Source organism: Nonomuraea sp. KM88 (genome assembly GCF_052245635.1).
Classification (GTDB): domain Bacteria; phylum Actinomycetota; class Actinomycetes; order Streptosporangiales; family Streptosporangiaceae; genus Nonomuraea.
In genome coordinates this window covers 164,627-190,915 of record NZ_JBQQCC010000003.1, presented here as the reverse complement: position 1 = coordinate 190,915, position 26,289 = coordinate 164,627, and the positions used below count along the sequence as shown (strand labels likewise).

Genomic DNA, 26,289 nt, shown 5'->3' with positions numbered 1-26,289 from the left:
GTCAGCTGGTGACGGCACGTTCGCTCTGACGGCCCATGAAGAAGTAGACGCCGCGGTCGGTCTGCATGGCGGTGTGGAACTTCTGGGCCTTGGACTTGGCCGAGGAGTTGGCGGTGACGATCGTGATGACCAGGTGCTTGACGTACGCGCCCGTGTAGATCTTGCCGTACGCGTAGCTCCTGTGGGCGCTGCTCCTGCGCCAGGCCACGTTCTTGTCGGCGGTGTTCTTCAGCCGCTTCGCGGTGTTCCTGGCGTCGGTGCTGGAGGGGAACGCCAAGATGATCTGCACCGCCTTGAGGTTCCCGCCGTACGCGGTGTAGGCGAGCTGGACGGCGCTCTCGCAGTGGTTGTCGGCCATCACGCCTTCGGCGTCCACCGGGTCGCACGAGTCGTACGTCCAGCCGCCGACCTTGCGCGCCGCGTACTTCTCGCCCTTCAGGGAGAAGTTCCAGTCGTCGAACTCGGTGTGGTCGAGCGGCGTTTCCTGGCTGCCGCTGGACGTGCTGGAAGGCTCAGGGGTGTCGGTCGGCGTGGCCGTCGGCGGTGCCGACGTCGGTGGCGCGGAGGTGGGCGGCGCGGAGGTGGGCGGCGCGGACGGCGAGGTGCTCGGCTGGGCGATGGTGGTGGGTGCGGGGCCCGGAGCGTTGAGATAGCTGTACGCGCCGAACGCGCCGCCGCCGAGGAGGAGCACCGACAGGACGACGATCACGCCGATGAGCACGGCGTTGTTGTTCCGGCCGCCCGGCGGCTGGGAGCCGTAGGGCGGCGCACCCGGGTTGCCGTAGCCGTACTGTCCAGGCCCCTGGCCGTACTGTCCCGGGTTCTGGCCGTAAGGCGACTGGCCCTGGCCGTGACCCGCGCCCTGGCCGTACTGGCCCGCGTCCTGGCCGTACTGGCCGGGGTTCTGGCCGTACTGGCCGGGGTTCTGGCCGTACGGCGTGGGCCCCTGGGCGGGCGGTTGCCCGTAGCCGGGCGGTGGGGCGCCTTGCCCGGGGTGACCGGGCTGGCCGTGTTGCTGGTGGCCAGGGGGACCGTATCCGGGCGCCGGGGTGCCCTGGCCTGATGGCGGCCCGTACCCCTGCTGCCCCTGTTGCCCCCAGGGCCCATGGGGCGGGGGTTGCTGCGGGTGTGCCATCACACCATTGTGGGGCACATCCGGCCTCACATGCTGCAATCACCCATATTGGCCTAGATGGTGGGGTCCCACCGCGCCCGCGACCGCGCACCCCAAGAGACCGCTCCTCGGCGAGTATCATCGCTTTGCGTGAACATGGATGTGCTTTGCGTGACCATGAAGGAGTGTGGATGGAGTCAGCGGCCATGCCGGCGGCGGCCGACGCGGGAGCGCCGAGACCGACTCACGATCTCAGGGTGCCGGCGAAGGTGGTCGCCACGGCGGAGCAGGGGCTCGCCGGCGGAGGACGCCCCGGCAAGCGCGTGCTCATCATCGGAGCGGGGATGGCCGGGCTGGTCGCCGCCTACGAGCTGATGCGCCAGGGGCACGAGCCCGTCGTCCTGGAGGCGCAGCAGCGGGTGGGCGGGCGCGTGCTCACCCTGCGCGGCTTCGCCCCCGGCCTGTACGCCGAGGCGGGCGCGATGCGGATCCCCCGCGTGCACGACCTCACCCTCGCCTACTGCGCGAAGTTCGGCCTGACCCTGCGCCCGTTCGTCATGGGCAACCCCAGCGCCCTCGCCTACCTCCAGGGCGTCAGGACCACGATGGGCAAGCTGAACGCCGACCCCGGCCTCGTCGACTTCGACCTGGCCGAGCACGAACGCGGCCGCACCTACGAGGATCTGTGGCGCACGGCCACGCAGGAGATCCACGACCTGTACGCGCGGGAGGGTGAGGACGCGCTCGACCGCATCTGCGCCGAGTACGACCGCTACTCCATCCGCAGCTTCCTGCGCGAGCGCGGGTTCTCCGAGGGGGCCATCGAGCTCTACGGCGTGATGAGCTTCAGGGAGTCCAACCTCAACGCGGCGATCATCGAGCAGTTCCGCGAGATCATCGGGCGGGCGTTCGAGGACATGCAGGAGATCGAGGGCGGCGCCGACCGGCTGCCGGCCGCCTTCTACCAGGAGCTCAAGGCCCACATCAGGTTCGGCCACGAGGTCACCGCCATCGAGCAGGACGACCGCGCGGTCACCCTGCACGTCAGGACGGGTTCCGGCCGGACGGCGCTCACCGGTGACCACGCCATCTGCACGATCCCGTTCTCGGTGTTGCGCGACATCGAGACCAGGCCCGCCTTCTCCCGCCGCAAGCAGCGGGCGATCCGCGAGCTCAACTACAACGCCTCCACCAAGATCCTCTTCCAGGTACGCCGGGCGTTCTGGGAGCAGACCGACGGGATCGTCGGCGGCACCACGGTCACCGACCTGCCGATCCGGCGCATCTGCTATCCCTCGCACCCGGTTTCCGGCGAGGACCGCTCGGTCCTGCTGGCGAGCTACACCTGGGGCCAGGACGCGCTGCGGTGGGGCGCGATGCCGCCGCAGAAGCGGATCGACCAGGCCCTGGAAGACGTCGCCAAGATCCACCCGGAGATCCACGACCACTTCGAGTTCGGGGTCACGCACGCCTGGTACAACGACCCCTACGCGGCCGGCGCCTTCGCCCTGTTCGAGCCGCACCAGCAGAGCAGCCTGCATGACGCGATCATCGCGCCGGAGGGCCGCGTGCACTTCGCCGGCGAGCACTGCTCGTTGTGGCACGCATGGATCGAGGGCGCCCTGGAGTCGGGGCTGAGCGCCGCCCGCGCCGTCCACGAGGCGCGCTGAGCGCGGGCCGCTGTCCGGAGGGCGAGCTGAGCGCGACGCGTCAGCGGCCCGCCCGCCCGGCGTAGCCGCTGAGGCGGGCCGCCGCCGCGCTCAGGTCCGCGGCGGCGGCGGCGCAGGCGGCGAGGTGGGCGTTGACCGCCTCGCGCAACCAAGGAGGCGCGATGCCGTCCGCCTCCAACCTCGCCCCGATCCTCTGCAGGCGTTCGGCGCAGTCGGCGAGCGCGCGGGCGTCGGACTGCAGGACCTTGGCGTGGGCGGCGATCACGGCGGGATCGGCCGGCATGGCTCCTCCGGACGGTCAGGGGGCGGGCAACGGTACGGCGGCGTCCTGAAGCAGCCGGCGGGTGCCGGCCGACAGGCACAGCAGCGGACGGGCACCGTCGAGGCCCAGATCGCGAAGCCGGTGGGCCAGCGGGTGCGCCGACCCCGGCTGGACGGTCAGCCGCAGCCGGGGGAGGGGGTGCAGGCGCCCGCGCCCGCGGGCGCGGGCGCAGGAGCGCAGCGTCTCGCCCGCCGCCCCCCGCGCGTAGCCGACCAGGTCGGGGGCGTTCGCGGGCAGCCCGGGCCCGAGCAGGCCGTGCAGGGTGAGCAGCCGGTCGCCGGGGCCGCCGACGGCGACGCGGACGCTCCTGGCGGTGAGCCCGAACTCCAGCGGCGCCAGGTACGGCCCGGCGCCCCACAACCTCGGCGCCACGGCGTGGACGGCGGCGGTGTCGACCACGGAGCCCGCCATGAAACCGCCCGAGCACCGCCGGTCGGCCCTGCGCAGCAGGTCCGCACCCCCGAGCAGGCCGAGGCCGGGTGGCCGGGGGCGCCACGGATCCGCCACGACCAGCCCGAGGTGGAGCTCGCGGTAGCCGCCCACGCTGGTGCGCCGGTTCCAGGAGGCGTGCACGGTGACGAGCGCGCGGCCCGCGACCCCGACCGCCCGGCCGAGACCCGTCCCGTGCAGCAGGCGTGCGACCGCGGCGGCGTCGGCGGCGAAGTACGTCGTCAGAGAGCTGCCGTCCGCGCACCTGATCGGCAGCTCGACCGGCCCGTCAGGGCCGTCCACCGCGTGGGTGGGCACGGTGAGGAAGGGGAAGCCGCCGGGGCGCGGCGCGTGGTCGAACAGCCGGTACGCCTGCGAGCGCACGACCGGCCCCCGGTACGGCGCGAGCCGAGCGTCCATCAGGTCGCGGGCCTCGGGCAGGTCCTCGGCGAGGTTGGCGATGTAGCGGTCGATGCCGTGACAGAGCGGGAACAAATGCGTGGCGTCGGAGTAGTCCACCACGTACCAGTCGGGGTGCAGGTCGAAGCAGGCTCCCGCGCCCTGCCCGTCGAGGGTGGGGACGATGTCGTGCTGGTTGGTGACGCTGGCGACCCAGGTGCGGGGGTCGGCGGGCCGTTTGAAGTCGACGGGTGCGCCCACGGCGACGGCGTGGGTGACGGTGTGGCGGGCGCAGAACCCGGCGTCCTGGGCCAGGTTCATGATGGCCGCGCCGCCCGCGCTGTGACCGATGAGGGCCACCTCGGCGCCCTGGGGCAGGCCGTAGTCGCGTACCGCCGCGGCCAGCGCGCGGCTGTACGGGTTGCTGTCGAGCACGGTGCTGCTGAAGGCTCCGAGCAGGTCCTGAGGCGAGTCGTGGTCGGGGCGCCCGGCGCGCATGCCGGGCGCCTGGACGACGTGGCGCACGACCCCGTCGGAGCCTTCGACGCTCTGGATGAGCACCCGGCCCGTCGTGCCGAGCACGCTGATGTTGCGCAGGAAGCCGAGCAGCGACGTCTCCGAGCCGAGCCGGGCGGCCTCGGCCGCGGTCAGGCCCGTCCTGCGCGCGGCGCCAGCCCCCCGGTCGAGGGCGGCGACGGCCCGGTTGCTGATGCCGGTGATCGGGTCTGCGGTGGCGCGGCCGGTGCCGGTCGCGATCAGCCAGGCGGTGCGGTCGTTCAGCGGGTTCTCGTCCAGGAGTGCCCGCAGGGCGAGCACCTCGCCGAGGACCGGGGCGATCTGGCTGAGCGCGCGTACCACGCCGCGGTCCTTGAGCAGGGCGCGCAGCGCGCGTACGGCCTCCAGATCGCGGTCGGCGGCGGCCGCCTCGACGAGCCGGACGATGAGCGGGTCGCGCGCCAGCTCGGGGTGCTCGGTGGCGACGGCGGCGATGCGCAGCCGCAGCGAGGTGGCCAGCACGCGGACGGCCAGGCTCTCCTGGCCCGCCAGCCCGCCCAGCCGCGCCGCCAGGGTGCCCAGCCGGCCGCCGGCGGGCGCGTACCCGAGCCCCTCGCCGTCGATGAGGGCGTGCAGGAGCGCGCGGTGGGCCAGGAGACCCGCCGCGGGGGCGTGGGGCAGGGCCGTGAGCAGGGCGCCGTCGGTCAGCGCGGCCGTGGCGTGCACGCCGGCCTGCCTGATGGTGATCGCGATGTCGACGAGCTCGCGGGCCGCCCCCCGCAGCGGCCCGCCCGCGGCTCCCGCCCCGCCGCCCGGTCCGCCTTCAGGCGCGTCCGCCGTTCCGCTGGACGGCCCGTGCTCGGGCTCGGGCTCGGGCTCTGGGGCGGTCACCGGGGCGGCCGCCGGGTCATGCTGACGAAACGGGGACGCGGGTCCTCGGGGACGTTGCGGTGCAGCACGTCCGACAACGTTCGCGTGGTCGCGATGATCCGCATGCCCTCCGGGGAGAAGGTCGCGGCGTTGAACACCCTCGGGGCCAGCAGGGGATTGGTCAGCGCCTGCGAGAACGCGTCGATGGCGATGATCTTCGTGAGCAGCGGCGGCAGGATGGCGTCGGGCGAGCCGGGCTCCTCGGCGAACAGGCCGACGTACAGGTCGAGATCGTCGACGCCGCGGTAGAGGTCGCGCAGCGCGCCGCTGACTCGCGCGTCGCCGGAGACCTGCTCGAACCGGCGCACCCGCGGAAAGCGGCAGTGTTGCCGGTAGCTGTTGTACGGCGCCAGGCCGAGCACCCGCGAGTCGGCGATGCTGGCCACGTCGACCTGCCTCAGGAGGGGGTCGGTGTTGAACAGGCCGATGCGCCCGGCGCGCTGGAGGGAGGCGTCCTCGAAGAGCCGGCCGAGGCCGGGTTCGGGGATCAGCGCGCCGCCGGCCATGGTCTGCGCCATCGGCAGGTCACGACCGCCCACCGACAGGCGGGACGGGATCAGGCTGTGCCAGCGGTAGACGAGGTTGAACTCCACCGAGGCCCAGTTCTCGCGGTGCCAGGGAGCGTGGGCCAGCGTCGCCGTCAGCCGCGGATCGAGGGTGAAGCGGAAGTGGTAGGGGGTGATGTGGTTGATGTACTCTTCGACCACCAGCTTGATCAGCAGCACGATGAGGATGTTGCGCGCCGTCTGGAAGACGCGCTCGTCGTCCCAGCGCGGATGGCGTCCGGCGAGCAGCCGCGCCACCCTGTTGTGCTCGCGCAGGAACAGCACCGTGAGCATGGTGAACCCGATCTGGATGTTGCCCCGGTCGCTCCCCGTCGCGAACAGGGCGTCGCGCTGCGCGTCGGTGAGCTCGTCGAAGCGGATCACGCTCAGCGGGGCGAACTCCGGCTTGATCTTGCCGCTCTCGCACAGGTGGGGCGGGAACTCCCCGCCGTCGATGGTCTGGCTCTTGAGCAGGCCCCCGTCGAACATGCGCAGCGCCGCCGTGGCCGTCTCGTTCAGGCCGTACAGCTGGTTCAGGTCGATGTTGTGGTTGGAGGTGTTCTTACGGGGGTCGCGCGGGACGTTGGTGTCGCCGCGCAGGAAGCCGTCGGTGAACCACTGGGCGAAGTAGGCGAACAGCACCGACGAGCGCGGACAGGGGATCATGGTGTCGCCACGGGCGAACAGGTCGGCGGCGCGCTCGGGAGCCGGCCGGTTCGCCTCGGGCAGGGGGAGCGGGGGCAGGTGCCTGCCGCTGTAGGTGCGGTCGGTCAGTGAGGGCCACGACGTGTAGCCGGCCATCGTGCTGAGCGGCTCGGGCCGGGGCGGCATCTCCCGGATCGCGCTGTCGATCAGCGCGGCGTTGACCCGCCGCCGCAGCGCCGGGACGGCCTGTACGGCGTCCCAGACAGGCCTGCCGCCGGTCAGCGCCAGGAACCTGAGCCGGTTGACGACCCCGTCTGTGGCGGCGCTGCGCGCACTGCTCGTCGCCATCGTCACCCTTCCTGGCCCGCGGGGCCGAACGCGAGAACGAACCGGTCGGGGAAGATGCCGCCCGATCTGACGAGGACCCCCTCCGGCGGCGGGACACGGCGTAGACCGGGGCGCAGCAGCAGGCGGCGGACGACCTCGCAGACCACCGCGGCGGCGGGGTGCACGCCCAGGCAGGAGTGGTGACCGTGGCCGAAGAACAGATGGTGGTGGCGCGGCCGGTCGAGGCGGAACTCCCCGGGCTCCGGCACCACGTCCGCGTCGAACATGGCCGAGGCGGGCGCGGCGAGCACGAGCGTGCCCGCGGGGATCACCGTGCCGCGCGGGGTGCCGGCGGCCAGGACGTGGTCGCGCTCGCACATGCGGGGCAGCAGCTTGAAGAACGGGTTGAAGCGCAGCGCCTCCCACACGTAGGGGTCGAAGCCGGCGGGGTCGGCGGCGGCCTCGGCGGCCTTCGCCAGCACCTGCGGGCGCAGGAGCAGTTGCTCGACCGCCTCGGCCATGGCTCCCGGCCCGCTCTCGACGAAGCCGAGCGGCAGGCCGGCCATGTTGATGACGATGCGCTCGTCGTCCTCCAGGCCGAGGCCGGGAGGCAGGTTCGTGCGGACCAGCCGGGTGAAGACGTCGTCCGGCAGGTCACGCCCGGCGCGCGGCGCCACCCGGAGTCCGGCGAGCCGGTCGCGCAGGTAGGCCGTCATCTCGGCGCCCGCGCGTACCGACTCCTCCTGGATCGCCGGGTCGCCCCCGTAGTTGGCGAAGCCGTCGGTGACGATGGCCCGCGTCCACCGCGACAGGGTGCCGGGATCGGGCCCGGGAAGCCCGAAGTATTCGGCGCACACGCCCAGGGCGACGTGCCGGAACAGCGCGTGGACCGCTTCGACGCGGCCACCCGGCAGCGCGGCGTCGAGGGCCTCGTCGGCCAGGCGCCCCGCGAGCGCCCGCACGCGGGCGGTGTCGCCCGGGTCGAGAATGACCCGCATCAGGCCCTTGTCCCGCCAGTTCATCGGGGTGGCGTCCCGGCCCAGCATGTACGGGCCGCCCAGCGCGGCGTCCAGACGCGGCCCGAAGGCGCGGACGGAGAAGACCGACTCCCGGGAGAGCACCTCGATCACGTCGGCGTAGCGCGTCACGACCGTGAAGGCGGGCGTGACGAAGACGGGCCGCCGCTCGCGCAACTCGGCGAACAGGCTGCGCCACTCGGTGCGCATCCACTGCTGGACGAGCCCCAGCGCCGTCATCGGATCGCGGGCCAGCGCCTCGTCGTATCTCTCCAGATGGCCGCTCGTGGTCGCCTGATCGGTAGCACCCATGCCGTTTGCCCACCTTCCGCTGAGGCCGGAGCGAACAGAGATCATCACGTTGTGTAGCCACAATCTAGACAGAATGTTGCTGCTACCGTGCGGAGTGTTTTGACTCCTGCCGGTGACGGGCTCGTCACTTCCAGGCCATTGCCCGAGCCCCCGCGGCCCGGTCATCAATGGGGAGGCCCTGTCGTCCGCACCGATCACGGAGGCACTGTGAACGCGTCACCCACCCCGCCGGCGGGCTCGGGCACTTCGGAGACGGTGACGCTCACCACCGGCCGCCGAGCGGTCTACCTGGTCGTCCTCGTGGTGCTTCCCGTGCTGCTCCTGGCCGTCGCCGTTCCCGCCGTGTGGGGGTGGGGCATCGGCCCGCGCGACCTGGTCATCGCCGTCGTGATGTACCTCGTGAGCATCTTCGGGATCGCCATCGGCTATCACCGGCTGTTCACCCACCGCGCCTTCAAGTGCCGCAGGCCGCTGCGGGTCGCGCTCATGTTCGCCGGCGGCATGGCCGTCGAGGGTCCCGTCTCCCTGTGGGCGGCCGAGCACCGGCGCCACCACAAGTACGCCGACCGCGAGGGCGACCCGCACTCGCCGTGGCGTTACGGCGACGACGGCCTGGCCCTGCTGCGAGGCATGGCGCACGCTCACGTCGGCTGGTTCTTCACCGCCCGCCGGCGCTCCAGCAGGCGCCACTGGGTGCCGGACCTGCTGGCCGATCCGGACGTCCGGCGCTTCGACGCCGCCTACCCGGCCGTCGTGGTGCTGTCGTTCGCGCTGCCCGCCGCGGCGGGCGGGTTGTGGTCGATGTCGTGGGAGGGCGCCTGGTCCGCCTTCTTCTGGGGCGGCCTGGTCCGCTACGCGGTGGTGCACCACGTCACGTGGTCGGTGAACTCCGTCGCGCACACGTTCGGCGAGCGGCCGTTCCCTGCCAGGGACCGCTCGTCGAACGTGTGGTGGGTGGCGATGCTGACGCTGGGCGAGGGCTGGCACAACTGGCACCACGTGGAGCCGGCCTGCGCCCGGCACGGGGTGCTCAAGGGGCAGCTCGACCCGAGCGCGCGGCTGATCCGCTGGTTCGAGCGCGCGGGCTGGGCGCACTCCGTACACTGGCCGGATCCCGCCCGCGTGGTCGCCCGCCGTGCAGCCCGCCGGTGAGCACGGGGTCGGCCCGGGAGCGGAACGGCGGGCGGTGCACGGCGGCCTGGTGAGCGCAGGGGCGGCGGTCAGTGCAGGACCACGGTCTTGCGGCCGTTGAGCGCCACCCGGTTCTCGGTGTGCCAGCGCACCGCCCTGGCCAGGGCCCGGCACTCCACCTCCCGCCCCAGCGCGACGAACTCGTCCGCGCTGAGCGAGTGGTCCACGCGGGTGATCTGCTGGTCGATGATCGGCCCCTCGTCGAGGTCGGCCGTGACGTAGTGCGCGGTGGCGCCGACCAGCTTGACGCCGCGCTCGTACGCCTGCTGGTAGGGCCGCGCGCCCTTGAAGCTGGGCAACATCGAGTGGTGGATGTTGATGGCCCTGCCCTCGAGGTGCTCGCACAGCCCGGGGGAGAGGATCTGCATGTAGCGGGCCAGCACCACCAGGTCGACGCGCTCGTCCTGCACGATCTCCAGCAGCCTGGCCTCGGCCTCGGGCTTGGCGCCGGGCGTGACCGGGATGTGGTGGAACGGCACACCGTAGTTGCCGGCCAGCAGCCCGAGGTCGGGATGGTTCGAGACGACGGCGGCGACGTCGAGGTTGAGCTCCCCGACGGAGTCGCGGTAGAGCAGGTCGTTGAGGCAGTGACCGAACCTGCTCACCATGATCAGCACGCGCTGCTTCTCGTCGGCGTCCCCCAGGCGCCAGGTCATCCCGAAACGGGACGCGACGTCCGCGAAGTCGCGTTGCAGGTCGGGCACGGGTAACGCGAGACCGCCGGCGTGGGCGAACTGCACGCGCATGAAGAACGTGTGGCTGTCCGGGTCGTGGAACTGCCGGCTCTGCACGATGGTGCACCGCCTGTCGAAGAGGAACCCGGCGACGGCGTACACGATGCCCGGAGTGTCCGGGCAGGACAGCATGAGGACGCACTGCCCGGCGGACCGGGCCATGGAAGCGGCGGTCATGGGAGCTCCGGGCTGCCGGAGGGTTGCCCGGCTCTGGCCAGCATCCTGCGCCGCCAGGACTCGGTCTGCTCGAGCTCGTTGAACGTGAAGAGGTGGAACCCCCGCAGGTTGCCGTCCGGCGCGCCGACACGCGGGGCGAGCCGCTCGACCAGCCGGTCAGGGCTGTACCCGCCGGGCAGGAAGAACCGCCACAGCAGGCTCTGCTGCTTCGTCAGGAAGCGGGCCGACTGGCCGAGCCCGAGACCGGCGGAGACGCGGACGAGCTTCTGCCGGCTGACGGCTCCGGGCAGGCCGACGTGGATCGGCAGGTCCACGCCGCGCCCCTTGACCCGCCGGGCCCAGGCGGCCGTGGTCTGCGCGTCGAAGCACAGCTGGGTGACGACATGGGTGGCGTACCGGGCCTTGCGTTCGATGGCGCGGTCGATCAGGTCCTGGCTGATGCTGCCGTGCCCCTCGGGATAGCCGCCGATCCCGATCCGGCGGAAGTGGTGCCCGTTCGCGTCGAGCACCTCCAGGAGGGAGAGGGCGTCGGGGAAGCCGCCGGCGGGCTGGGCGGCGTCGCCGCCGATCACGAAGATGCCGTCGATCCCCGCCTCCCGCAGCTGGGCGACGAGGTCGGCCAGCTGCCGCCCGTCCCTGACCTGGCGGGCGGCCAGGTGAGGGGCGACGGAGTATCCGTGGCCGGCCAGCCGCAGGGCCAGGCCGACGGTGGCCGCCAGGCCCCTGGCCTCGGTCGTGGTGACGGTCAGCGGGATGGTGCGCGGCACGTGGGCGAGCACCGCGTCCTCGGTGCCGCGGAACGGCATGATCTCGTAGCTGACGGCGTTCAGCGCCCGGGCGAGCGCCTGCCGGTGCGCGGGCGCCGGGCCGGGGCCGCCGACCCGCAGGCTGCTCATCGTGCCGGGCTCTTCTCGGACGAGGCCCGGTCGGCGGTGGGGACGGGAACCGCAGGAGGCATGGTGTGGGGACCTTTCGTCGGGGCAGGCGGCCGAGCGGGAGGCGCGCTCGTGCGCGTACGCGGACGCCGGGCACCGGCATCCGCAACAGACGGTAGGTTCCGGCCCGGCCCGGGGGATGACGCGGATGACGGCACTTGGGCCTGCGCTCGTCCTGGCCGGGACGCGACAAGTGACGTAGTGCGCGTGACCGAGCCCCCGCCGCACTGTCCCCGCGTCTCCCGCGGAGCCGCCGCCTACGTCAAATGGCGTATCCCCGCAGGCCGTCCCGGTGGAAATGGTGCCGTGGCCCTGGAACGAGGGCATCATGGTGATCGGTGACGTGGCGTACCAGCGAGGAGGGCGCCGGCGATGGTGGACGACGTCAGGTCCGGGCGGGCCGCCGGGCGCCGGCCGCTCGACGCGGGAGCGCTGCTGGAGCAGACGCCCGACGGGCTCGCGGTGATCGATGCCGACGGGCGTTTCGTCCAGGCCAACCCGGCGGCGCTGTCGCTCTGCGGACTCGACGCGGCGCACGTCGCCGGCGCCGTGTCCCCGTTCCCGCCACGTGACGCGGACGAGGACGGCGAGGACCCCGGGGCCGAGACGGTCACCGTGTGGGAGGCCGAGCCGGGGCCGCGCCGCGAGTTCGCGTTCCGCGTCAGCCGGCTGCCCGGCCGCGACGAGCGCATCGTCGCGTTCCGCGACGTCACGGAGAGCCGGCGGCACCAGCGCAGGCTCGCCGCGATCGCCAGCGCGGCCAGCCGGGTGGCCGCCAAACGCTCGCTGGGCAGCACGCTGGAGGCGCTGGCGAAAGAGGTGCTGGAGGCCGACGCCCTGGCCGGAGTGCAGATCCTGACGGTCAACGCCACCAGCGAACGTTTCCAGGTCATGGGCACCGCCGGGTTCAGCCAGGCGGACAACTTCTTCGACATGCTCCTCGAGTGCCGGGAGGCCGGCGCGGACCTGCGCATGATCGACGCGTTCACCTCGCGGCAGCCGGTCGTCGTGCCCAACCGCTACGCGTCGATCATGTCGAACCCCGCGTGGCGGGCGCTGAAGGACTACATGCGCTCGCCGGAGTGGGACTGGTTCGCCAGCGTGCCGCTGATGGTGCGCGGCGAGCCCGTGGGCATCCTCAACGCCTTCTTCGCCCCAGGCCAGGAGATCGGCAGGACCGCCCTCGACTTCCTGCTGGCCATGGCCGAGCAGGCGGCACAGGCCGTCGACTACGCCGCGCTGCTGGAGCGCGAGCGGGAGGTCGCGCGGCGCGAGGAACGCCAGCGGCTGGCCCGCGACCTGCACGACTCCGTGGTGCAGCAGGTCTTCTCGATGGGCATGCAGGCGGAGTCGCTCAGCATGTTGTCCGGGCGCGACACCGTCGTGGACTCGGCGTACGTGATGCGCGTGGCCGGGGAGCTCGGGCACGTGTCCAAGGCGGTGCTCGGCGACCTGCGGGCCATGGTGACCGACCTGCACCCCATCCCGCTCGACGACCAGGGGCTGTCGGCGGCCCTCGACGCCCTCGCCGAGTCGACCACGGGCAGGACCGGCCTCGACGTGCACGTCTCGATCACCGACCAGCACCACGAGCTCGACGACCTGGAGTCCGAGCTCCGCGAGGACGTCTACCGCATGATCGCCGAGGCGCTGCACAACAGCGTCAAGCACGCGCAGGGCTCCCGCGTCACCATCGACCTGGGGCTGACCGGACGCCGCTCGCAGCGGTGGCTGACGGGCGAGGTCTCCGACGACGGATGCGGCCTGCCGGCACAGGACGCGGACCTGCCGGGGGAGGAGGGCGGCTTCGGCATGACGGCGATGAAGGAACGCGCCGGCCGGTGGGCCGGCCACTTCGCCGTCTTCTCCAGCCCCGGCGAGGGAACCACCGTGCGCTTCGTGCTCCCGCTGCCGCCCTCGCTGCCGACGGGGCTGCACCGGGAGGTGCTCGCCCGTACACACGACACCGCCGGCACCGCCGCCAGCGCCCGAGAGAACGCTGAGGAGCCATGACCCTCCCCTCGGACAACAGCACCATCGGAGTCCTGGTCGTGGACGACCACGCCGTGGTCCGGCGCGGCGTCGTCGCCTATCTCGACGCCCTGCAGGACGTCGAGGTCGCCGGTGAGGCGGCCAACGGCCGCGAGGCGGTCGATCTCCTCGAGTCGCTCAAGGTCAGGCGGCAGCCGCTGCCCCGGGTGGCGCTGATGGATCTCATGATGCCGAAGATGGACGGCGTCGAGGCGACCGCCGAGATCGTCAAACGGTTCCCGGCCGTCCGCGTGGTCATCCTGACCAGTTTCGGCGAGGTCGAGCGCATCCACGCCGCGCTGGCCAACGGCGCCGCCGGCTACCTGCTCAAGGACGCGGGGCCGTCCGAGGTCGCCGCCGCGCTCCACGCCGCCGCCAACGGCGACGTCTATCTCGACGCCGCCGTGGCGCGGCGGCTGGCCCAGAAGATGCGCTCCCCGCACAGCGGCGTGGCCGGCCTGACCAGCCGGGAGCGCGACGTGCTCGTCCTCATCGCCGAGGGCCGCTCCAACCGCGAGATCGCCGCCAAGCTGGTGATCAGCGAGCGGACGGCGCGCACCCACGTCAGCAACCTGCTGGGCAAGCTCGGGCTGCACTCGCGCACCCAGGCGGTGCTCGTCGCCATGCGCGAAGGGCTGGTCGACCCCCCGCGCTGAGCGCCGGCGGGTCACGGCCGGCCGCGGCCTACGTCACTTGTCGTAGACGGCCTAGGACCGGCACCCCCTCAAGTGCCGTCAATTGCGCAATCCACGGCCCGGCGGGGGCTGCGTAACATCCAGGTCAGGCCGCGATGACCAGGCCGTCCGCGAACGCCCACGTGCACGGAGCTCGGCGCACGCGCGTCGCCCCGCGCCCCTCGTCCCGCGCGCGGCGACGCCCTGCGAGCAGCCCCCATTAAGGAGACACCTCATGTCCGGCAAGAGCCTCCAAGACGTTCTCAACGGCGTTCCGACCAACGTGGCGGATCATCTGCGCAACTTCCAGGCCGGGCCGAACGTCTATCCCGGGGTTCCGCCCGAGTACACGAACTGGCGCGACGAGCAGCTGGCCTGGCAGCAGACCTGTGTGCTGTTCAACCAGTCCTTCCACATGGCCGAGCTGCTGGTCGACGGGCCCGACGCGCTGAAGCTGCTGTCCTACCTGGGCGTCAACAGCTTCGCGAGGTTCCCCGTCGACACCGCCAAGCAGTTCGTGCCGTGCACCCCTGACGGCTACGTCATCGGCGACGGCATCCTCTTCCACCTGGCGGAGAGCACCTTCAACCTGGTCGGACGCATCCCCGCGCTCAACTGGGTGCGCTACCACGCCGAGACCGGCGGCTATGACGTCACGGTCACGCTCGACGAGCGCTCGGCGGCCCGCCCCGACCCGTTCAACCGCACCCACTACCGGTACCAGATCCAGGGGCCGAACGCGGTCAAGGTGATCGAGAAGGCGATCGGCAGGCCCGCGCCCGAGCTGAAGTTCTTCCACATGACGACGATGACGATCGCGGGCAGGCAGGTCCGCGCGCTGCGTCACGGCATGGCGGGGCAGCCGGGGTACGAGCTGTTCGGGCCCTGGGCGGAGGGCGAGGAGGTGCACCAGGCGCTGGTCGCGGCCGGCGAGGCGTTCGGGATGCGGCTGGTCGGCGGGCGCGCCTACTCCACCAACACGCTGGAGTCCGGCTGGATCCCCTCGCCCCTGCCGGCGATCTACACCGGTGAGTCGCTCAAGGCCTACCGCCAGTGGCTGCCGGACACCTGTTACGAGGCCGCCGCGTCCATCGGCGGCAGCTTCGTCTCCGACGACATCGAGGACTACTACCTGACGCCGTGGGACCTCGGCTACGGCTCGTTCGTGAAGTTCGACCACGACTTCGTCGGTCGCGAGGCGCTGGAGGCCAGGGCGGCCGGCCCGCACCGCAAGAAGGTCACCCTGGCGCTGGACAACGCCGACTTCCTCAAGGCCGTCAACAGCCAGCTCGAGCGCGGGCTCCCGGCGAAGTGGTTCGAGTTCCCGTCCGCGGTCTACGCGATGCACCCGTACGACCTGGTTAAGGCGCACGGCGAGCCGGGCGGGATCTCGACGTGGATCGGCTACAGCGCCAGCGAGCGCAAGATGCTGACCCTGGCAATGCTCGACGAGGAGCACGCCGAGCCCGGCGCCCAGGTGTCGCTGGTGTGGGGCGAGCCCGACGGCGGCTCGAACAAGCTCACCGTCGAGGGCCACGGCCAGGTCGAGATCGGCGCCACCGTGAGTCCCGTCCCGTACTCCGAGGTGGCCCGCAAGGTGTACGCGGACGGCGGCTGGCGGGCGGCCTCGGCCTGAACCGGCAGCCGCGGACGTGTCGAGCACTGCCGAGACAAGGGAGAAACCCATGGGCGGGGAACCGGACCGGATACCCGACACCCCCCTCCTCGACAAGAAGCGCCGGTTTCTCGGCTACCGGATCAACAAGATGGCCATGGGGCTGGGCGACCCGGCCAACCGCGCGGCGTTCCGGGCCGACGAGCCGGCCTACCTGGACCGGTTCGGCCTGAACGACGAGGAGAAGGCCGCGGTGTTGTCGCGCGACTGGACGGAGATGGTGCGCCTCGGCGGCAACCTGTTCTTCATCCTGAAGATCTCCGCGGTCGATCCCGTGCGCATCACCGAGATCGGCGCCCACCAGGCCGGCATGGACCACGAGTCGTTCCTGCGGGACAGGCTCGGGAAGAAGGTGTGAGACGTGGCGAGAATCGTCGGAGGGCTGGGAACGTCGCACGTGCCCTCGATCGGGGCGGCGCTCGACAAGGGCCTGCGCGACACGCCTGAGTGGAAACCCTTCTTCGACGGGTACGCGCCCGCCCAGGAGTGGGTGCGCGAGCAGCGGCCGGACGTCGCGGTCGTCGTCTTCAACGACCACTTCAACGCGCTGTTCCTCGATCGGGTGCCGACCTTCGCGGTCGGCTGCGCCCCCGAGTACCACCCCGTCGACGAGGGGTGGGGGCCGCGGCCCATCCCCCCGTTCGAGGGGGCGGCCGACTTCGCCTGGCATCTGGTCGACACCCTGGTGGACAACCACTTCGACCCGGAGATCATCCAGGAGATCAAGGTCGACCACGGGTTGCAGGTGCCCATGGAGCTCTTCTGGGGCAGGCCGGTGAAGGCGTGGCCGGTGAAGGTCGTGCCGATCTTCGTCAACGTGCTGCAGTACCCGATCCCGCTGCCCGGCCGCCTCTACGCGCTCGGCAAGGTGCTGGGCAGGGCGATCGAGAGCTACGACAGCGACGAGAGGTTCGTCGTGCTCGGCACCGGCGGCCTGTCCCACCAGCTCCAGGGGGCCCGCGCCGGGTTCGTCAACCCGGAGGCCGACCGGCGCTTCCTCCAGGACATCGCCCACGATCCCGGGACGCTCGCCGGCTGGAGCAGGGAACAGTACGTCGAGACGTTCGGCGGGGAGGGAGCCGAGCTGATCATGTGGCTGGTCATGCGCGGCGCGCTCGACCCCGAGGTCGTGGTCAGGCACCGGCACTACTTCGTACCCGCCTCGATGACGGGAGCCGGGATGATCGTCATGGAGAACGCATGACCCGGTTCGCCGCCCGCCCGTACGAGGAGGTCCGCGCATGAGTACCTTCGTGCTGGTCCACGGGGCCTGGCACGGCGGCTGGGCGTGGCGGCGGGTGGCGCCGCTGCTGCGCGCGGCCGGCCACGAGGTCCACACCCCGACCCTGACCGGCCTCAGCGACCGCGCGCACGTGCTGCACCCGCAGGTCGGGCTCGGCACCCACGTCCAGGACGTCGTCGCCCTCATCGAGGCTTACGACGCCCGGGACGTGGTGCTCGTCGGGCACAGCTACGCGGGGCAGGTCGTCACGGGCGTGGCCGACCGGATCGGCGAGCGGCTGGCCATGCGCGTGCACCTCGACGCCTTCGTCGGCGAGGACGGCGAGGCCGCGATCGACCTGCTGCCCGCCACCGTGGCCGGGCACTACCGGGAGTCGGTGGCGGGGCCGGGGTTCGGCTGGCTGATCCCCGTGCGCTCGCTGGGCGTCCTGGGCGTCACCGAGCAGGCCGACCTCGACTGGCTGACCCCGCGTCTCACCCCGCACCCGTGGCTGACCTACACCGAGCCGCTGCGGCTCACCGGCAAGGGGGAGCAGGCGCCTGCGGCGTTCATCGAGTGCACCGACTGGATGCGGGTGTTCACCCCGCAGGCCGAGCGGGCGGCCGCCCGCGGCTGGCCGGTCCACGAGCTCGCCACCGGCCACGAGGCGATGGTCACCGCGCCGGGCGAGCTGGCGGAGCTGCTGCTGGCGGTCGCCGCCGCGTGACGCGGCCCTCTGACGCGGCCCGTGACGGTCGCGGCCTGATGGCGTCCGGCGGCTACGCGCTGAACGGGACGCTGACCGGCCACGACCGGGTCAGAAGAGGGTCAGCGGCTCGCTGGGCATCGGCTCCGGCAGGGGCTCCAGCTCGGGTACGCGGGCGCGTACGTCGTCGTGGAAGCGGCGGGCGAGCGCCGGGGCGTCCGCGTTGTCCGGCGTGTGGATGAACACGGTCGGCGAGCGCCCCTCGCGCAGCCAGTCCGCCACCGTGCCGGCCCACGGGCCCCAGCCGTCGATCGTGCGCGCCTCGTCGTCCCTGCCGAGGTAGCGCACGATCGGGTGGGCGGTGAGGGCGCGCGTGCGGCGCGGCACGCGCGGTTTCTTCGTCCACGCGTCGCGCTCGGCGTCGCTGGTGGGCGGGCTCCGGAAGAGCACGGTGGTGTCGAAGGGCACCCATTCGGCGTCGAAGCCGGCCAGCAGCCGTTCGAGCAGGCGTTGCGACCGCTCGTCCGCGAAGAACGCGCGGTGCCGCACCTCGACGGCGTAGCGGTGCGAGCGGGGCAGCCGGTGCAGGAAGGCGGCGAGGGCGCCGAGGTCGGCCGGCGAGAACGAGCCGGGCATCTGCAGCCAGAGCGCGTGGATCCGCGACCCGAGCGGCTCCATCGCCTCCAGGAACGTGTGCAGGTCCTCCTCGGCGCCGGTGAGGCGGCGCTCGTGGGTGATCGCCTTGGGCAGCTTGACGACGAAGCGGAAGCCGGGCCCGGTCTGCGCAGCCCACGACTCCACCGTGCTCCTCGACGGGGTGGCGTAGAAGGTCGTGTTGCCCTCCACCGCGTCGCACCAGGTCGCGTAGGCGCGCAGCCGCTCGCCGGGGGGAAGCCCGGCGGGCAGGAGCCGTCCCTGCCAGCGCGCGTGGGTCCACATCGCGCATCCCACATGAAGCCGCATGAACGCGACGCTATCGGAGACCGGCGCGCACCGCGGCCATGTTGTCATACGACTTTCAGATTCGTATGATGACGAGCGACTCCAGCAAGCCGACCCCTTGGGACCGCCATGGCCGCCGACCAGATCCGCCACGTCTCGCTCTCCTCCGTCACGCTCCCGCTGGCCGTCCCCGTCAGCGACGCCAAGGTCCTCACCGGCCGGCAGAAGCCGATGACCGAGGTCGTCTTCCTGTTCGCCGAGATCACGACGGAGGAGGGCCACAGCGGCACCGGTTTCAGCTACTCCAAGCGGGCGGGCGGCCCCGCGCAGTACGCTCACGCCAAGGAGACAGGGGAGCGCCTGCTGGGCCAGGACCCGTCCGACGTCGGCCGGATCTACGACATGCTGGTGTGGGCGGGCGCGTCCGTCGGGCGTTCCGGCGTGGCCACGCAGGCCCTGGCCGCGATCGACGTCGCGCTGTGGGACCTGAAGGCCAGGCGGGCGGGGCTGCCGCTGGCGAAGCTGCTGGGCTCGTATCGCGACTCCGTCAGGACGTACAACACCTCCGGCGGGTTCCTGCACGCCCCGATCGAGGAGGTCAAGGCGCGGGCCTCGCAGTCGATCGAGGACGGCATCGGCGGGATCAAGATCAAGGTCGGTCAGCCGGACATGCGGGAGGACCTGCGCAGGCTGGCGGCGGTGCGTGAGCACCTGGGCGAGGACGTGCCGCTCATGGTGGACGCCAACCAGCAGTGGGATCGCCACTCGGCGCTGCGGTTCGGGCGGGCGGTGGAGGAGCTGGGCCTGGTCTGGATCGAGGAGCCGCTCGACGCGTACGACGCCGAGGGGCACGCCCGGCTCGCCGAGGCCCTCGACACCCCCATCGCCACCGGCGAGATGCTCTCCAGCGTCGCCGAGCACGTCCGGCTCATCGAGGCCCGCGCCGCCGACATCATCCAGCCCGACGCGCCGCGCGTCGGCGGCATCACCCCCTTCCTGCGCCTGGCCACCCTCGCCGACCACGCGGGCCTGCACCTCGCGCCGCACTTCGCCATGGAGATCCACCTCCACCTGGCCGCCGCCTACCCGCGCGAGCCGTGGGTCGAGCACTTCGAATGGCTCGACCCCCTGTTCAACGAGCGTCTGGAGACCCGTGAGGGCCGCATGATCGTCCCCGACCGGCCCGGCCTCGGCTTCACGCTGAGCGACCAGTGCCGCGCATGGGTGGTCGACAGCGTCGAGTTCGGGCGGGCGTGACCGTGATGCCGCCGGGCGACCGCGTCGAGTCCGTACGGTTCCGCCGCTACGCCGTGCCCCTGCCGTCCCCCGTGAGCGACGCCAAGGTCGCCACCGGACGCCAGCGCCCGCTGTCCCAGATCGACGTGCTGACCTGCGAGGTCACCACGGCCGACGGCCTGGACGGGCTGGGCTTCTCCTACACCACCCGCGCCGGCACCGCCGCGCAGTACGCTCACGCCAAGGAGACAGGGGAGCGCCTGCTGGGCCAGGACCCGTCCGACGTCGGCCGGATCTACGACATGCTGGTGTGGGCGGGCGCGTCCGTCGGGCGTTCCGGCGTGGCCACGCAGGCCCTGGCCGCGATCGACGTCGCGCTGTGGGACCTGAAGGCCAGGCGGGCGGGGCTGCCGCTGGCGAAGCTGCTGGGCTCGTATCGCGACTCCGTCAGGACGTACAACACCTCCGGCGGGTTCCTGCACGCCCCGATCGAGGAGGTCAAGGCGCGGGCCTCGCAGTCGATCGAGGACGGCATCGGCGGGATCAAGATCAAGGTCGGTCAGCCGGACATGCGGGAGGACCTGCGCAGGCTGGCGGCGGTGCGTGAGCACCTGGGCGAGGACGTGCCGCTCATGGTGGACGCCAACCAGCAGTGGGATCGCCACTCGGCGCTGCGGTTCGGGCGGGCGGTGGAGGAGCTGGGCCTGGTCTGGATCGAGGAGCCGCTCGACGCGTACGACGCCGAGGGGCACGCCCGGCTCGCCGAGGCCCTCGACACCCCCATCGCCACCGGCGAGATGCTCTCCAGCGTCGCCGACCTGGTGCGCCTCATCGACCTGCGCGCCTGCGACGTGCTCCAGCCCGACGTGCCCCGCGCGGGCGGCATCACCCCCTACCTCAAGGTCGCCGCGCTGGCCGACCACGCCGGCCTCCAGGTCGCGCCGCACTTCGTGATGGAGATCCACGTGCACCTGGCCGCCGCGCACCCGCGCGACTCCTGGGTCGAGCACATCGAGTGGCTGTCGCCGCTGTTCAACGAGCGGCTCGCGATCGAGGGCGGCCGCATGCGGGTCCCTGACCGGCCCGGCCTCGGGCTCAGCGTCGCGGACGAGGCCGCGGCCTGGCGCCTCGACGCCGTCGAGTTCCGCGCGGCGGGCGGGTAGATTGTCACCCGTGCCGCCGGACAGAAAGCTCGATCGCGACACCGGGCGCGGCCTCGCCCACGAGCTCGTCGAACGGCTGAAGGCCCGCATCCTCGCCGGCGAGATCGCCCCCGGCCAGAAGTTGCCGACCGAGTCCTCCCTGGTCGAGGAGTTCGGCGTGAGCCGCACGGTGGTCCGCGAGGCCATCTCGCGGCTGCAGGCGGCAGGGCTCGTCGAGACCTTCCAGGGCCGCGGCTCGTTCGTGCTCGACCTGCCCGCGCCCGCGCCGTTCTCGGTGGAGGCCTCGCGGGTCCGCACGCACCGCGACGTCCTCGACATGATCGACTTCCGCATCGGGGTCGAGTCCGAGTCGGCGGGGCTGGCCGCGGAGCGCCGCACCGACCTGCAGCTCAAGGCCATCGAACGCGCCCTCGTCGATCTCGGGAGCTCCGACCGGCACCCCGGCCACGCCGTCGAGGCCGACTTCCGGTTCCACCTCAAGGTCGCGCTGGCCTCCGGCAACCGGTTCTACTCCGACCTGCTCGCCTCGCTCGGCCCCATGATGATCATGTTGCCGCGCACGCGGCTGGCGCACGGCTACACGGTCTCCGACGCCACCCACCTCACCCGGGTGACGCTCGAACACGAGAACGTCTACCGCGCCGTCGCCGACCAGGACGCGGCGGCGGCGCGGGCCGCGATGCGGCTGCACCTGTCCAACTCGCGCGCCCGGCTCCAGGCGCCCTAACTACCAGCGGGCCGTGTTGGGCGTGAAGTCCGGCACGACCGTCCGCATGTAGGCGGTGTCCTCCCGGCCGCGCTGCCCGCACGTGACGTACTGCTCGTGCAGGGCCGCGAGCGCATCCTCGTCCAGCTCCACGCCGAGGCCAGGCCCGGTCGGCACGGCCACGCTCCCGTCGCGGAACTCCAGCACGCCCGGCCTGATGACCTCCTCGGCCTTCCACGGGTAGTGCGTGTCGCAGGCGTAGGTGAGGTTGGGCGTCGCGGCGGCCAGGTGCGTCATCGCCGCCAGGCTCACGCCGAGATGCGAGTTGGAGTGCATCGACAGGCCCATGCCGAACGTCTCGCAGATGCCGCCCAGCAGTGCCGAGCGCCGCAGGCCGCCCCACAGGTGGTGGTCCGACAACACGACCTGCACGGCGCCGGCGGCGACGGCGGGCCGGAGATGCTCGAAGGTGATGACGCACATGTTGGTCGCGAGCGGCAGGTCGCTGCGCCGGGCGACGGCCGCCATGCCGTCGATGCCCGGCGTGGGGTCCTCCAGATATTCGAGCACGCCGGCGAGCCGGCCCGCCACCTCGACCGAGGTCTCGACGGTCCAGGCGCCGTTGGGGTCGATGCGCAGGGCATGCCCGGGGAACGCCGCGGCCAGCGCCTCGACGGTCTCGATCTCGTGGCGGGGCTCGTACACGCCGCCTTTGAGCTTGATCGCGCCGAAGCCGTAGTCGTCGACCATGCGCCGCGCCTGGGCGACCATCTGCTCGGGCGTGCGGCCCTCGCCCCACAGGTCGTCGTCCTGGCCCGGATGTCCGGCCCACTTGTAGAACAGGTACGCCGAGTACGGCACGCGCTCGCGTACGGCGCCGCCGAGCAGGTCGCTGACCGGGCGGCCGAGCGCCCTGCCCTGCACGTCGAGCAGGGCCACCTCGAACGGCGCCGCCACGGTGTCGACCGCGCTCGACAGGTCGAGCATGCCGCCGAAGCTGGCTCCCGCGCCGCCGGTGGACGCGCCCAGCGCCGTCACGACCACGCGGCGCAGCCCGTTGAGGTCGAACGCGTCGAGGCCGGGAAGGGCGGCGGCGACGGCTTCGAGGCGCTGGAGATGGGCCCGGTCGGCGTACGTCTCCCCGAGCCCGACCAGCCCGGCGTCCGTGTGCACCTGGACGATGGCGCGCAGCACGAACGGCTGGTGCACGCCGACGACGTTGAGCAGCGGCGGGTCGCGGAAGGCGACGGGGGTGACGGAGACCCGGCTGACCCGGCCGCCCGTGGCAGCGTCTCCGCCGGGCGTGGGCCGGTGTCCGGCGCTGGTGGTCATCGCGTGTTCTCCTCCACGGGGTCGTCCGCGTGCCCGGCCGATTCCCCGGCGGGTCCGCGGCGGCGCACGGCCTTGCTGATCAAAGGGCTGATCAAAGGGCTGATCAGGGGGCGGATCAGGGGCAGGACGGCGACCAGCAGGACCAGCGCGAACACCGTGCCCGAGATCGGGCGGGTGAAGAAGCCGGTCGGGTCGCCGCCGAAGATGAGCAGCGACTGCCGCGAGGAGTTCTCGATCAGCGAACCGAGCACGAACGCCAGCACGAGCGGCCCCGGCTCGAAGCCGAGCTTCTTCATCAGGTAGCCGAGCAGGCCGAAGACGATCACCAGGAAGATGTCGTAGACCTGGTTGTTCACCGTGTAGGCGCCGAGCAGCGTGATGAGCACCGTGATCGGCGCCAGGATCGCGGGCCGCACCCGCAGGATCCGCACGAAGACGCCGACCATGGGGATGCTCATGATGAGCAGCAGGATGTTGCCGATGTACATCGAGTTGATGACGCCCCAGAAGACGTCGGGGTGCTGGGCGACGAGCTGCGGGCCCGGCTGGATGCCCTGGATGAGCAGCGCGCCGAAGATGAGGGCCATCGTGGCGTTGGCCGGGATGCCGAGGGTCAGCAGCGGGATGAACGACGAGGTGGCGGCGGCGTTGTTGGCGGTCTCCGGCGCGGCCACGCCCTCGACGGCGCCCCTGCCGAAGCGCTCGGGCCGCTTCGCGCGCCGCTTCTCGAACGCGTACGCGGCCAGGGAGGACAGCGTCGCGCCGCCGCCGGGCAGCACGCCGAGGAAGAAGCCGATGAGCGAGCCCCGCCCGATCGCGCCCTTGGACTGGCCGAGGTCCTTGCGGGACGGCCAGACGTTGCCGACCTTGGCGGGGGAGTGGACCTGGTTGTGGCGTTCCTCGATGTTGTAGAGGATCTCGCTGAGCCCGAACAGGCCCATGGCGAGCGGCACGAAGTCGATGCCCTCGGCCAGGTTGAGGCTGTCGAAGGTGAAGCGCTCCGCGCCCGTGAAGGTGTCGCGGCCCACGGTCGCGAGCAGCAGCCCGACGCAGGCGGCGATGATGGCCTTGAGCTTGTGGCCGTTGCCCACCGACGAGATCAGCAGGACGCCGAGCACGCCAAGCGCCGCGTACTCGGGGGGCCCGAAGTCGAGCGCGAAGCCGGCGACGATCGGGGCCAGCAGCGTCAGGCCGAGGATCGAGACGGTGCCCCCGATGAAGGAGCCGATGGCCGCGATGCCGAGCGCGGTGCCGGCCCTCCCCTGTTTGGCCAGCGCGAAGCCGTCGAAGACGGTCACCACCGAGGACGCCTCGCCGGGCAGGCGCAGCAGCACGGAGGTGATGGTCCCGCCGTACTGGGCGCCGTAGAAGATGCCCGCCAGCATGATGATCGCCGGAACGGGCCCGATGCCGTACGTGAGGGGCAGCAGGATGGCGATCGTCGCGCCTGGGCCGAGCCCGGGCAGCACGCCGATGAGCATGCCGATGATGACGCCGACGAAGCAGTAGAGCAGGTTGGCCGGCTCCAGGACGACGCCGAAGCCGTTGAGAATCGGGGTGAGGTCCATGTGACTTTCTCAGATGAGGCGCGGGAGCGGGACCTGCAGCAGCAGGACGAAGAGCACGTAGAACGCGGCCACGGTGCAGACGCTGATCACGATGGACGACAACCACGACTCCTTGCCCAGCCACCGCAGCCAGACGAACATCAGCAGCAGCGACGGGATCTCGAAGCCGATCACGGGGAGGAGCGCGGCGAGCAGCACGAGCGTCACCAGCGCGACCAGGGTGAGCAGGCTCGCCTTCGAGAACCGCTCGGCGTCCTCGAGGCGGCGGCCCGCGGCGACGAGCGCCGCGGACAGCACGACGATGACGACGCTGATGGCGAACGGCCACAGGCCGGGCCCCGGCTGGGTGAGGCTGCCGAGCCCGAGCGCGTACGACCCGGCCGCGCCGAAGATCCCGGCGCAGAGTCCTGCCAGGGCCGCCGCGATCTGCGAGACAGGCCCTGCGTGCGGCGGCCGTGACTCGTCCAGCTCGGCCTGGATCCGCCCGGTCTCGACGGCGACGTCGTCGAGCGGGCCGGGTGCCCTGGCGGGGTCGGGCATGGACATGCTCACTCCTTGGTGGCGGGCGGGCGGGCGGACGGGCGGGTGGGGGCGGCCTGCCGGGACCTCGGTCAGCCGGCCAGGCTGATCCCGAACTCGTCCAGCTGCTTCTTGTAGGTGGCGGTGTCGCTCTGCAGGGAGCTGAGGACCTCGTCGGGGGTGACCTCCATCGGAGTGAGCGAGTTCTGCTCGTTGAACTTCTTGTACTCCGGCGTGGCGAACGTCTTCTTGGCCGCGTCGAGCAGCTTCGTCTTGACGTCCTGCGGCGTGCCCTTGGGCGCGGTGAGGAAGCGGTACTGCGTCACCTGCACATCGAAGCCCTGCTCCGTGGCCGTCGGCACGTCGGGCATGTAGGGGATGCGTTCCTTCGAGAAGACCGCGAGCGGCACGAGCTTGCCCGCCTTGACGTTCTCGATCGCCTCGCCGATCTGCATGGTGGAGACGTCGACCTGGTTGCCGAGCAGTGCGGTCAGCGCGGGGGCGCCGCCGTCGAACGGCACGGCCGTGGCCTCGATGCCGGCCGACTTGAAGGTCAGCGCGGAGGCCAGCTGGGCGCCCGTGCCCACGCCGGTCGTGCCGTAGCGGATCGTCTTGCCGGCCTTCTTCATGTCCTTGATCGACGTGTAGCCGGACTTGGGGTTGGTCGCCATGACGTAGTCGTCGCGCGAGACGCCGGTGATGACGTCGAACGAGTCGATCTTCGTGGCCTCGGCGGGCGACACCGTGAGCGGCGTGATGGTGAAGAGCGAGGCGTTCTGTACGGCGATCTTGTAGCCGTCGGGGGCGGCCGACTGCAGTTCCTTGGCGTTGAGCGCGCCGTTGGCGCCCGGCTTGTTGAGCACCGGCGCGGAGACGCCGAGCTCCTTGGCCATGCCCTGGGCCAGCGCCCGGGTGATGAGGTCGGTCGAGCCGCCCGGCGAGGCGCCGACGCTGAACTCGATGTTGCCCGACGGGTATTCGCCGCCGTCACCGCCGGTGGAGGTCGTCTTGACCCCACCGCACGCGGTCAGCGCGATGGCGGCGACGGTGCCGAGGACTCCCGCGAGAACGCGGCGGGGGGCTGTCCGGGATGCCGGCATGGACTTCTCCTTCGTGCGGGCGATGCCCCGCGGTGGATGCGCGGTGGGTGCGCTTGGGGTGCGGTGGAGCGGAGATTCGGACGGACGTCAAGTGCGGATTTGTTCCGTTCTCTGTAGTCTCCGGAGACTAGGGAGCAGCTTCGATGCCTGTCCAGGCTCAATTCGGTATCAAGT

The 26,289-nt window shown here is 72.0% G+C and carries 23 protein-coding genes; 11 read left to right on the top strand and 12 right to left on the bottom strand.

Annotation, left to right across the window (positions count from 1 at the left end; all coding sequences use genetic code 11):
- Position 1: 1 nt before the first annotated feature.
- The gene (locus tag ACTWPV_RS10505) at positions 2-1,135 is read right to left on the bottom strand and encodes a hypothetical protein (protein ID WP_443151587.1); all 1,134 of its coding nucleotides are present in this window, start codon (positions 1,133-1,135) and stop codon (positions 2-4) included.
- 170 nt (positions 1,136-1,305) lie between these two features.
- Between ACTWPV_RS10505 and ACTWPV_RS10500 the strand changes: the two genes are divergently transcribed.
- Positions 1,306-2,784 (top strand): flavin monoamine oxidase family protein, encoded by a 1,479-nt coding sequence (locus ACTWPV_RS10500; RefSeq protein WP_443151586.1) that lies wholly within the window; start codon positions 1,306-1,308, stop codon positions 2,782-2,784.
- 40 nt (positions 2,785-2,824) lie between these two features.
- Here ACTWPV_RS10500 and ACTWPV_RS10495 read toward each other — a convergent pair whose 3' ends face one another.
- Genes ACTWPV_RS10495 through ACTWPV_RS10480 form a run of 4 tightly spaced genes read right to left on the bottom strand, consistent with a single transcriptional unit; the run spans position 2,825 to position 8,204 of the window.
- A complete protein-coding gene (locus tag ACTWPV_RS10495) occupies positions 2,825-3,067 on the bottom strand; it encodes a hypothetical protein (RefSeq protein ID WP_443151585.1) in 243 nt (80 codons plus the stop codon).
- Between the two features lie 15 nt (positions 3,068-3,082).
- Complete coding sequence (locus ACTWPV_RS10490; RefSeq protein WP_443151584.1) at positions 3,083-5,320, bottom strand: hypothetical protein; 2,238 nt, start codon at positions 5,318-5,320, stop codon at positions 3,083-3,085.
- Complete coding sequence (locus tag ACTWPV_RS10485) at positions 5,317-6,897, bottom strand: peroxidase family protein (protein WP_443151583.1); 1,581 nt, start codon at positions 6,895-6,897, stop codon at positions 5,317-5,319. Before ACTWPV_RS10485 ends, ACTWPV_RS10490 begins: the two co-directional genes overlap by 4 nt.
- Positions 6,898-6,899: 2 nt before the next feature.
- Complete coding sequence (locus ACTWPV_RS10480) at positions 6,900-8,204, bottom strand: cytochrome P450 (protein ID WP_443151582.1); 1,305 nt, start codon at positions 8,202-8,204, stop codon at positions 6,900-6,902.
- 207 nt (positions 8,205-8,411) lie between these two features.
- Here ACTWPV_RS10480 and ACTWPV_RS10475 point away from each other — a divergent pair, with 207 nt between their 5' ends.
- Positions 8,412-9,356: an acyl-CoA desaturase gene (locus ACTWPV_RS10475; protein WP_443151581.1), complete on the top strand. Its 945-nt coding sequence runs from the start codon at positions 8,412-8,414 to the stop codon at positions 9,354-9,356.
- A gap of 68 nt (positions 9,357-9,424) precedes the next feature.
- On the opposite strand, the gene purU is transcribed toward ACTWPV_RS10475, so the two are convergent.
- Both purU and ACTWPV_RS10465 read right to left on the bottom strand, forming a co-directional pair.
- Positions 9,425-10,306, bottom strand: coding sequence for a formyltetrahydrofolate deformylase (gene purU / locus ACTWPV_RS10470; RefSeq protein WP_443151580.1), 882 nt, complete (start codon positions 10,304-10,306; stop codon positions 9,425-9,427).
- Positions 10,303-11,202, bottom strand: a complete 900-nt coding sequence (locus ACTWPV_RS10465) for a methylenetetrahydrofolate reductase (protein WP_443151579.1) — start codon at positions 11,200-11,202, stop codon at positions 10,303-10,305. Before ACTWPV_RS10465 ends, purU begins: the two co-directional genes overlap by 4 nt.
- Positions 11,203-11,613: 411 nt before the next feature.
- On the opposite strand from ACTWPV_RS10465, the gene ACTWPV_RS10460 reads away from it, so the two are divergent.
- The 6 genes from ACTWPV_RS10460 (at position 11,614) to ACTWPV_RS10435 (ending at position 17,570) form a co-directional block, all read left to right on the top strand.
- Positions 11,614-13,254 (top strand): ATP-binding protein, encoded by a 1,641-nt coding sequence (locus ACTWPV_RS10460; RefSeq protein ID WP_443151578.1) that lies wholly within the window; start codon positions 11,614-11,616, stop codon positions 13,252-13,254.
- Complete coding sequence (locus ACTWPV_RS10455; RefSeq protein ID WP_443151577.1) at positions 13,251-13,928, top strand: response regulator; 678 nt, start codon at positions 13,251-13,253, stop codon at positions 13,926-13,928. The genes ACTWPV_RS10460 and ACTWPV_RS10455 overlap by 4 nt, the downstream gene beginning before the upstream one ends.
- Positions 13,929-14,181: 253 nt before the next feature.
- A complete protein-coding gene (desA, locus tag ACTWPV_RS10450; protein ID WP_443151576.1) occupies positions 14,182-15,582 on the top strand; it encodes a syringate O-demethylase in 1,401 nt (466 codons plus the stop codon).
- Positions 15,583-15,631: 49 nt separating this feature from the next.
- Entirely contained in the window at positions 15,632-15,979 is a 348-nt protein-coding gene (locus ACTWPV_RS10445; protein WP_443151575.1) for a hypothetical protein, read from the top strand.
- A 3-nt stretch (positions 15,980-15,982) separates the two neighbouring features.
- Positions 15,983-16,825: a class III extradiol dioxygenase family protein gene (locus ACTWPV_RS10440; protein ID WP_443151574.1), complete on the top strand. Its 843-nt coding sequence runs from the start codon at positions 15,983-15,985 to the stop codon at positions 16,823-16,825.
- A gap of 37 nt (positions 16,826-16,862) precedes the next feature.
- A complete protein-coding gene (locus ACTWPV_RS10435) occupies positions 16,863-17,570 on the top strand; it encodes an alpha/beta fold hydrolase (protein ID WP_347642948.1) in 708 nt (235 codons plus the stop codon).
- Positions 17,571-17,660: 90 nt separating this feature from the next.
- Here the strand turns inward: ACTWPV_RS10435 and ACTWPV_RS10430 are convergent, their stop codons facing one another.
- On the bottom strand, positions 17,661-18,512 hold the full coding sequence (locus ACTWPV_RS10430; protein ID WP_443151573.1) for a DUF72 domain-containing protein: 852 nt from the start codon (positions 18,510-18,512) through the stop codon (positions 17,661-17,663).
- Between the two features lie 108 nt (positions 18,513-18,620).
- Here ACTWPV_RS10430 and ACTWPV_RS10425 point away from each other — a divergent pair, with 108 nt between their 5' ends.
- The 3 genes from ACTWPV_RS10425 to ACTWPV_RS10415 are packed head-to-tail and all read left to right on the top strand — an operon-like array spanning position 18,621 to position 21,617.
- Positions 18,621-19,748 carry an L-talarate/galactarate dehydratase gene (locus ACTWPV_RS10425; RefSeq protein WP_443151572.1) on the top strand — a complete coding sequence of 376 codons (1,128 nt, stop codon included), beginning with the start codon at positions 18,621-18,623 and terminating at the stop codon, positions 19,746-19,748.
- 5 nt (positions 19,749-19,753) lie between these two features.
- On the top strand, positions 19,754-20,890 hold the full coding sequence (locus ACTWPV_RS10420) for an L-talarate/galactarate dehydratase (protein WP_443151971.1): 1,137 nt from the start codon (positions 19,754-19,756) through the stop codon (positions 20,888-20,890).
- A 10-nt stretch (positions 20,891-20,900) separates the two neighbouring features.
- On the top strand, positions 20,901-21,617 hold the full coding sequence (locus ACTWPV_RS10415) for a FadR/GntR family transcriptional regulator (protein ID WP_132597708.1): 717 nt from the start codon (positions 20,901-20,903) through the stop codon (positions 21,615-21,617).
- Here ACTWPV_RS10415 and ACTWPV_RS10410 read toward each other — a convergent pair whose 3' ends face one another.
- The 4 genes from ACTWPV_RS10410 to ACTWPV_RS10395 all read right to left on the bottom strand — a co-directional run bounded on the left by ACTWPV_RS10410 (position 21,618) and on the right by ACTWPV_RS10395 (position 26,115).
- Complete coding sequence (locus ACTWPV_RS10410; protein WP_443151571.1) at positions 21,618-22,928, bottom strand: enolase C-terminal domain-like protein; 1,311 nt, start codon at positions 22,926-22,928, stop codon at positions 21,618-21,620. It lies immediately after the preceding gene.
- A complete protein-coding gene (locus ACTWPV_RS10405; RefSeq protein WP_443151570.1) occupies positions 22,925-24,496 on the bottom strand; it encodes a tripartite tricarboxylate transporter permease in 1,572 nt (523 codons plus the stop codon). The genes ACTWPV_RS10410 and ACTWPV_RS10405 overlap by 4 nt, the downstream gene beginning before the upstream one ends.
- Before the next feature lie 9 nt (positions 24,497-24,505).
- Positions 24,506-25,042 carry a tripartite tricarboxylate transporter TctB family protein gene (locus tag ACTWPV_RS10400; RefSeq protein ID WP_443151569.1) on the bottom strand — a complete coding sequence of 179 codons (537 nt, stop codon included), beginning with the start codon at positions 25,040-25,042 and terminating at the stop codon, positions 24,506-24,508.
- A gap of 65 nt (positions 25,043-25,107) precedes the next feature.
- Positions 25,108-26,115 carry a Bug family tripartite tricarboxylate transporter substrate binding protein gene (locus ACTWPV_RS10395; protein ID WP_443151568.1) on the bottom strand — a complete coding sequence of 336 codons (1,008 nt, stop codon included), beginning with the start codon at positions 26,113-26,115 and terminating at the stop codon, positions 25,108-25,110.
- Between the last annotated feature and the right edge of the window lie 174 nt (positions 26,116-26,289).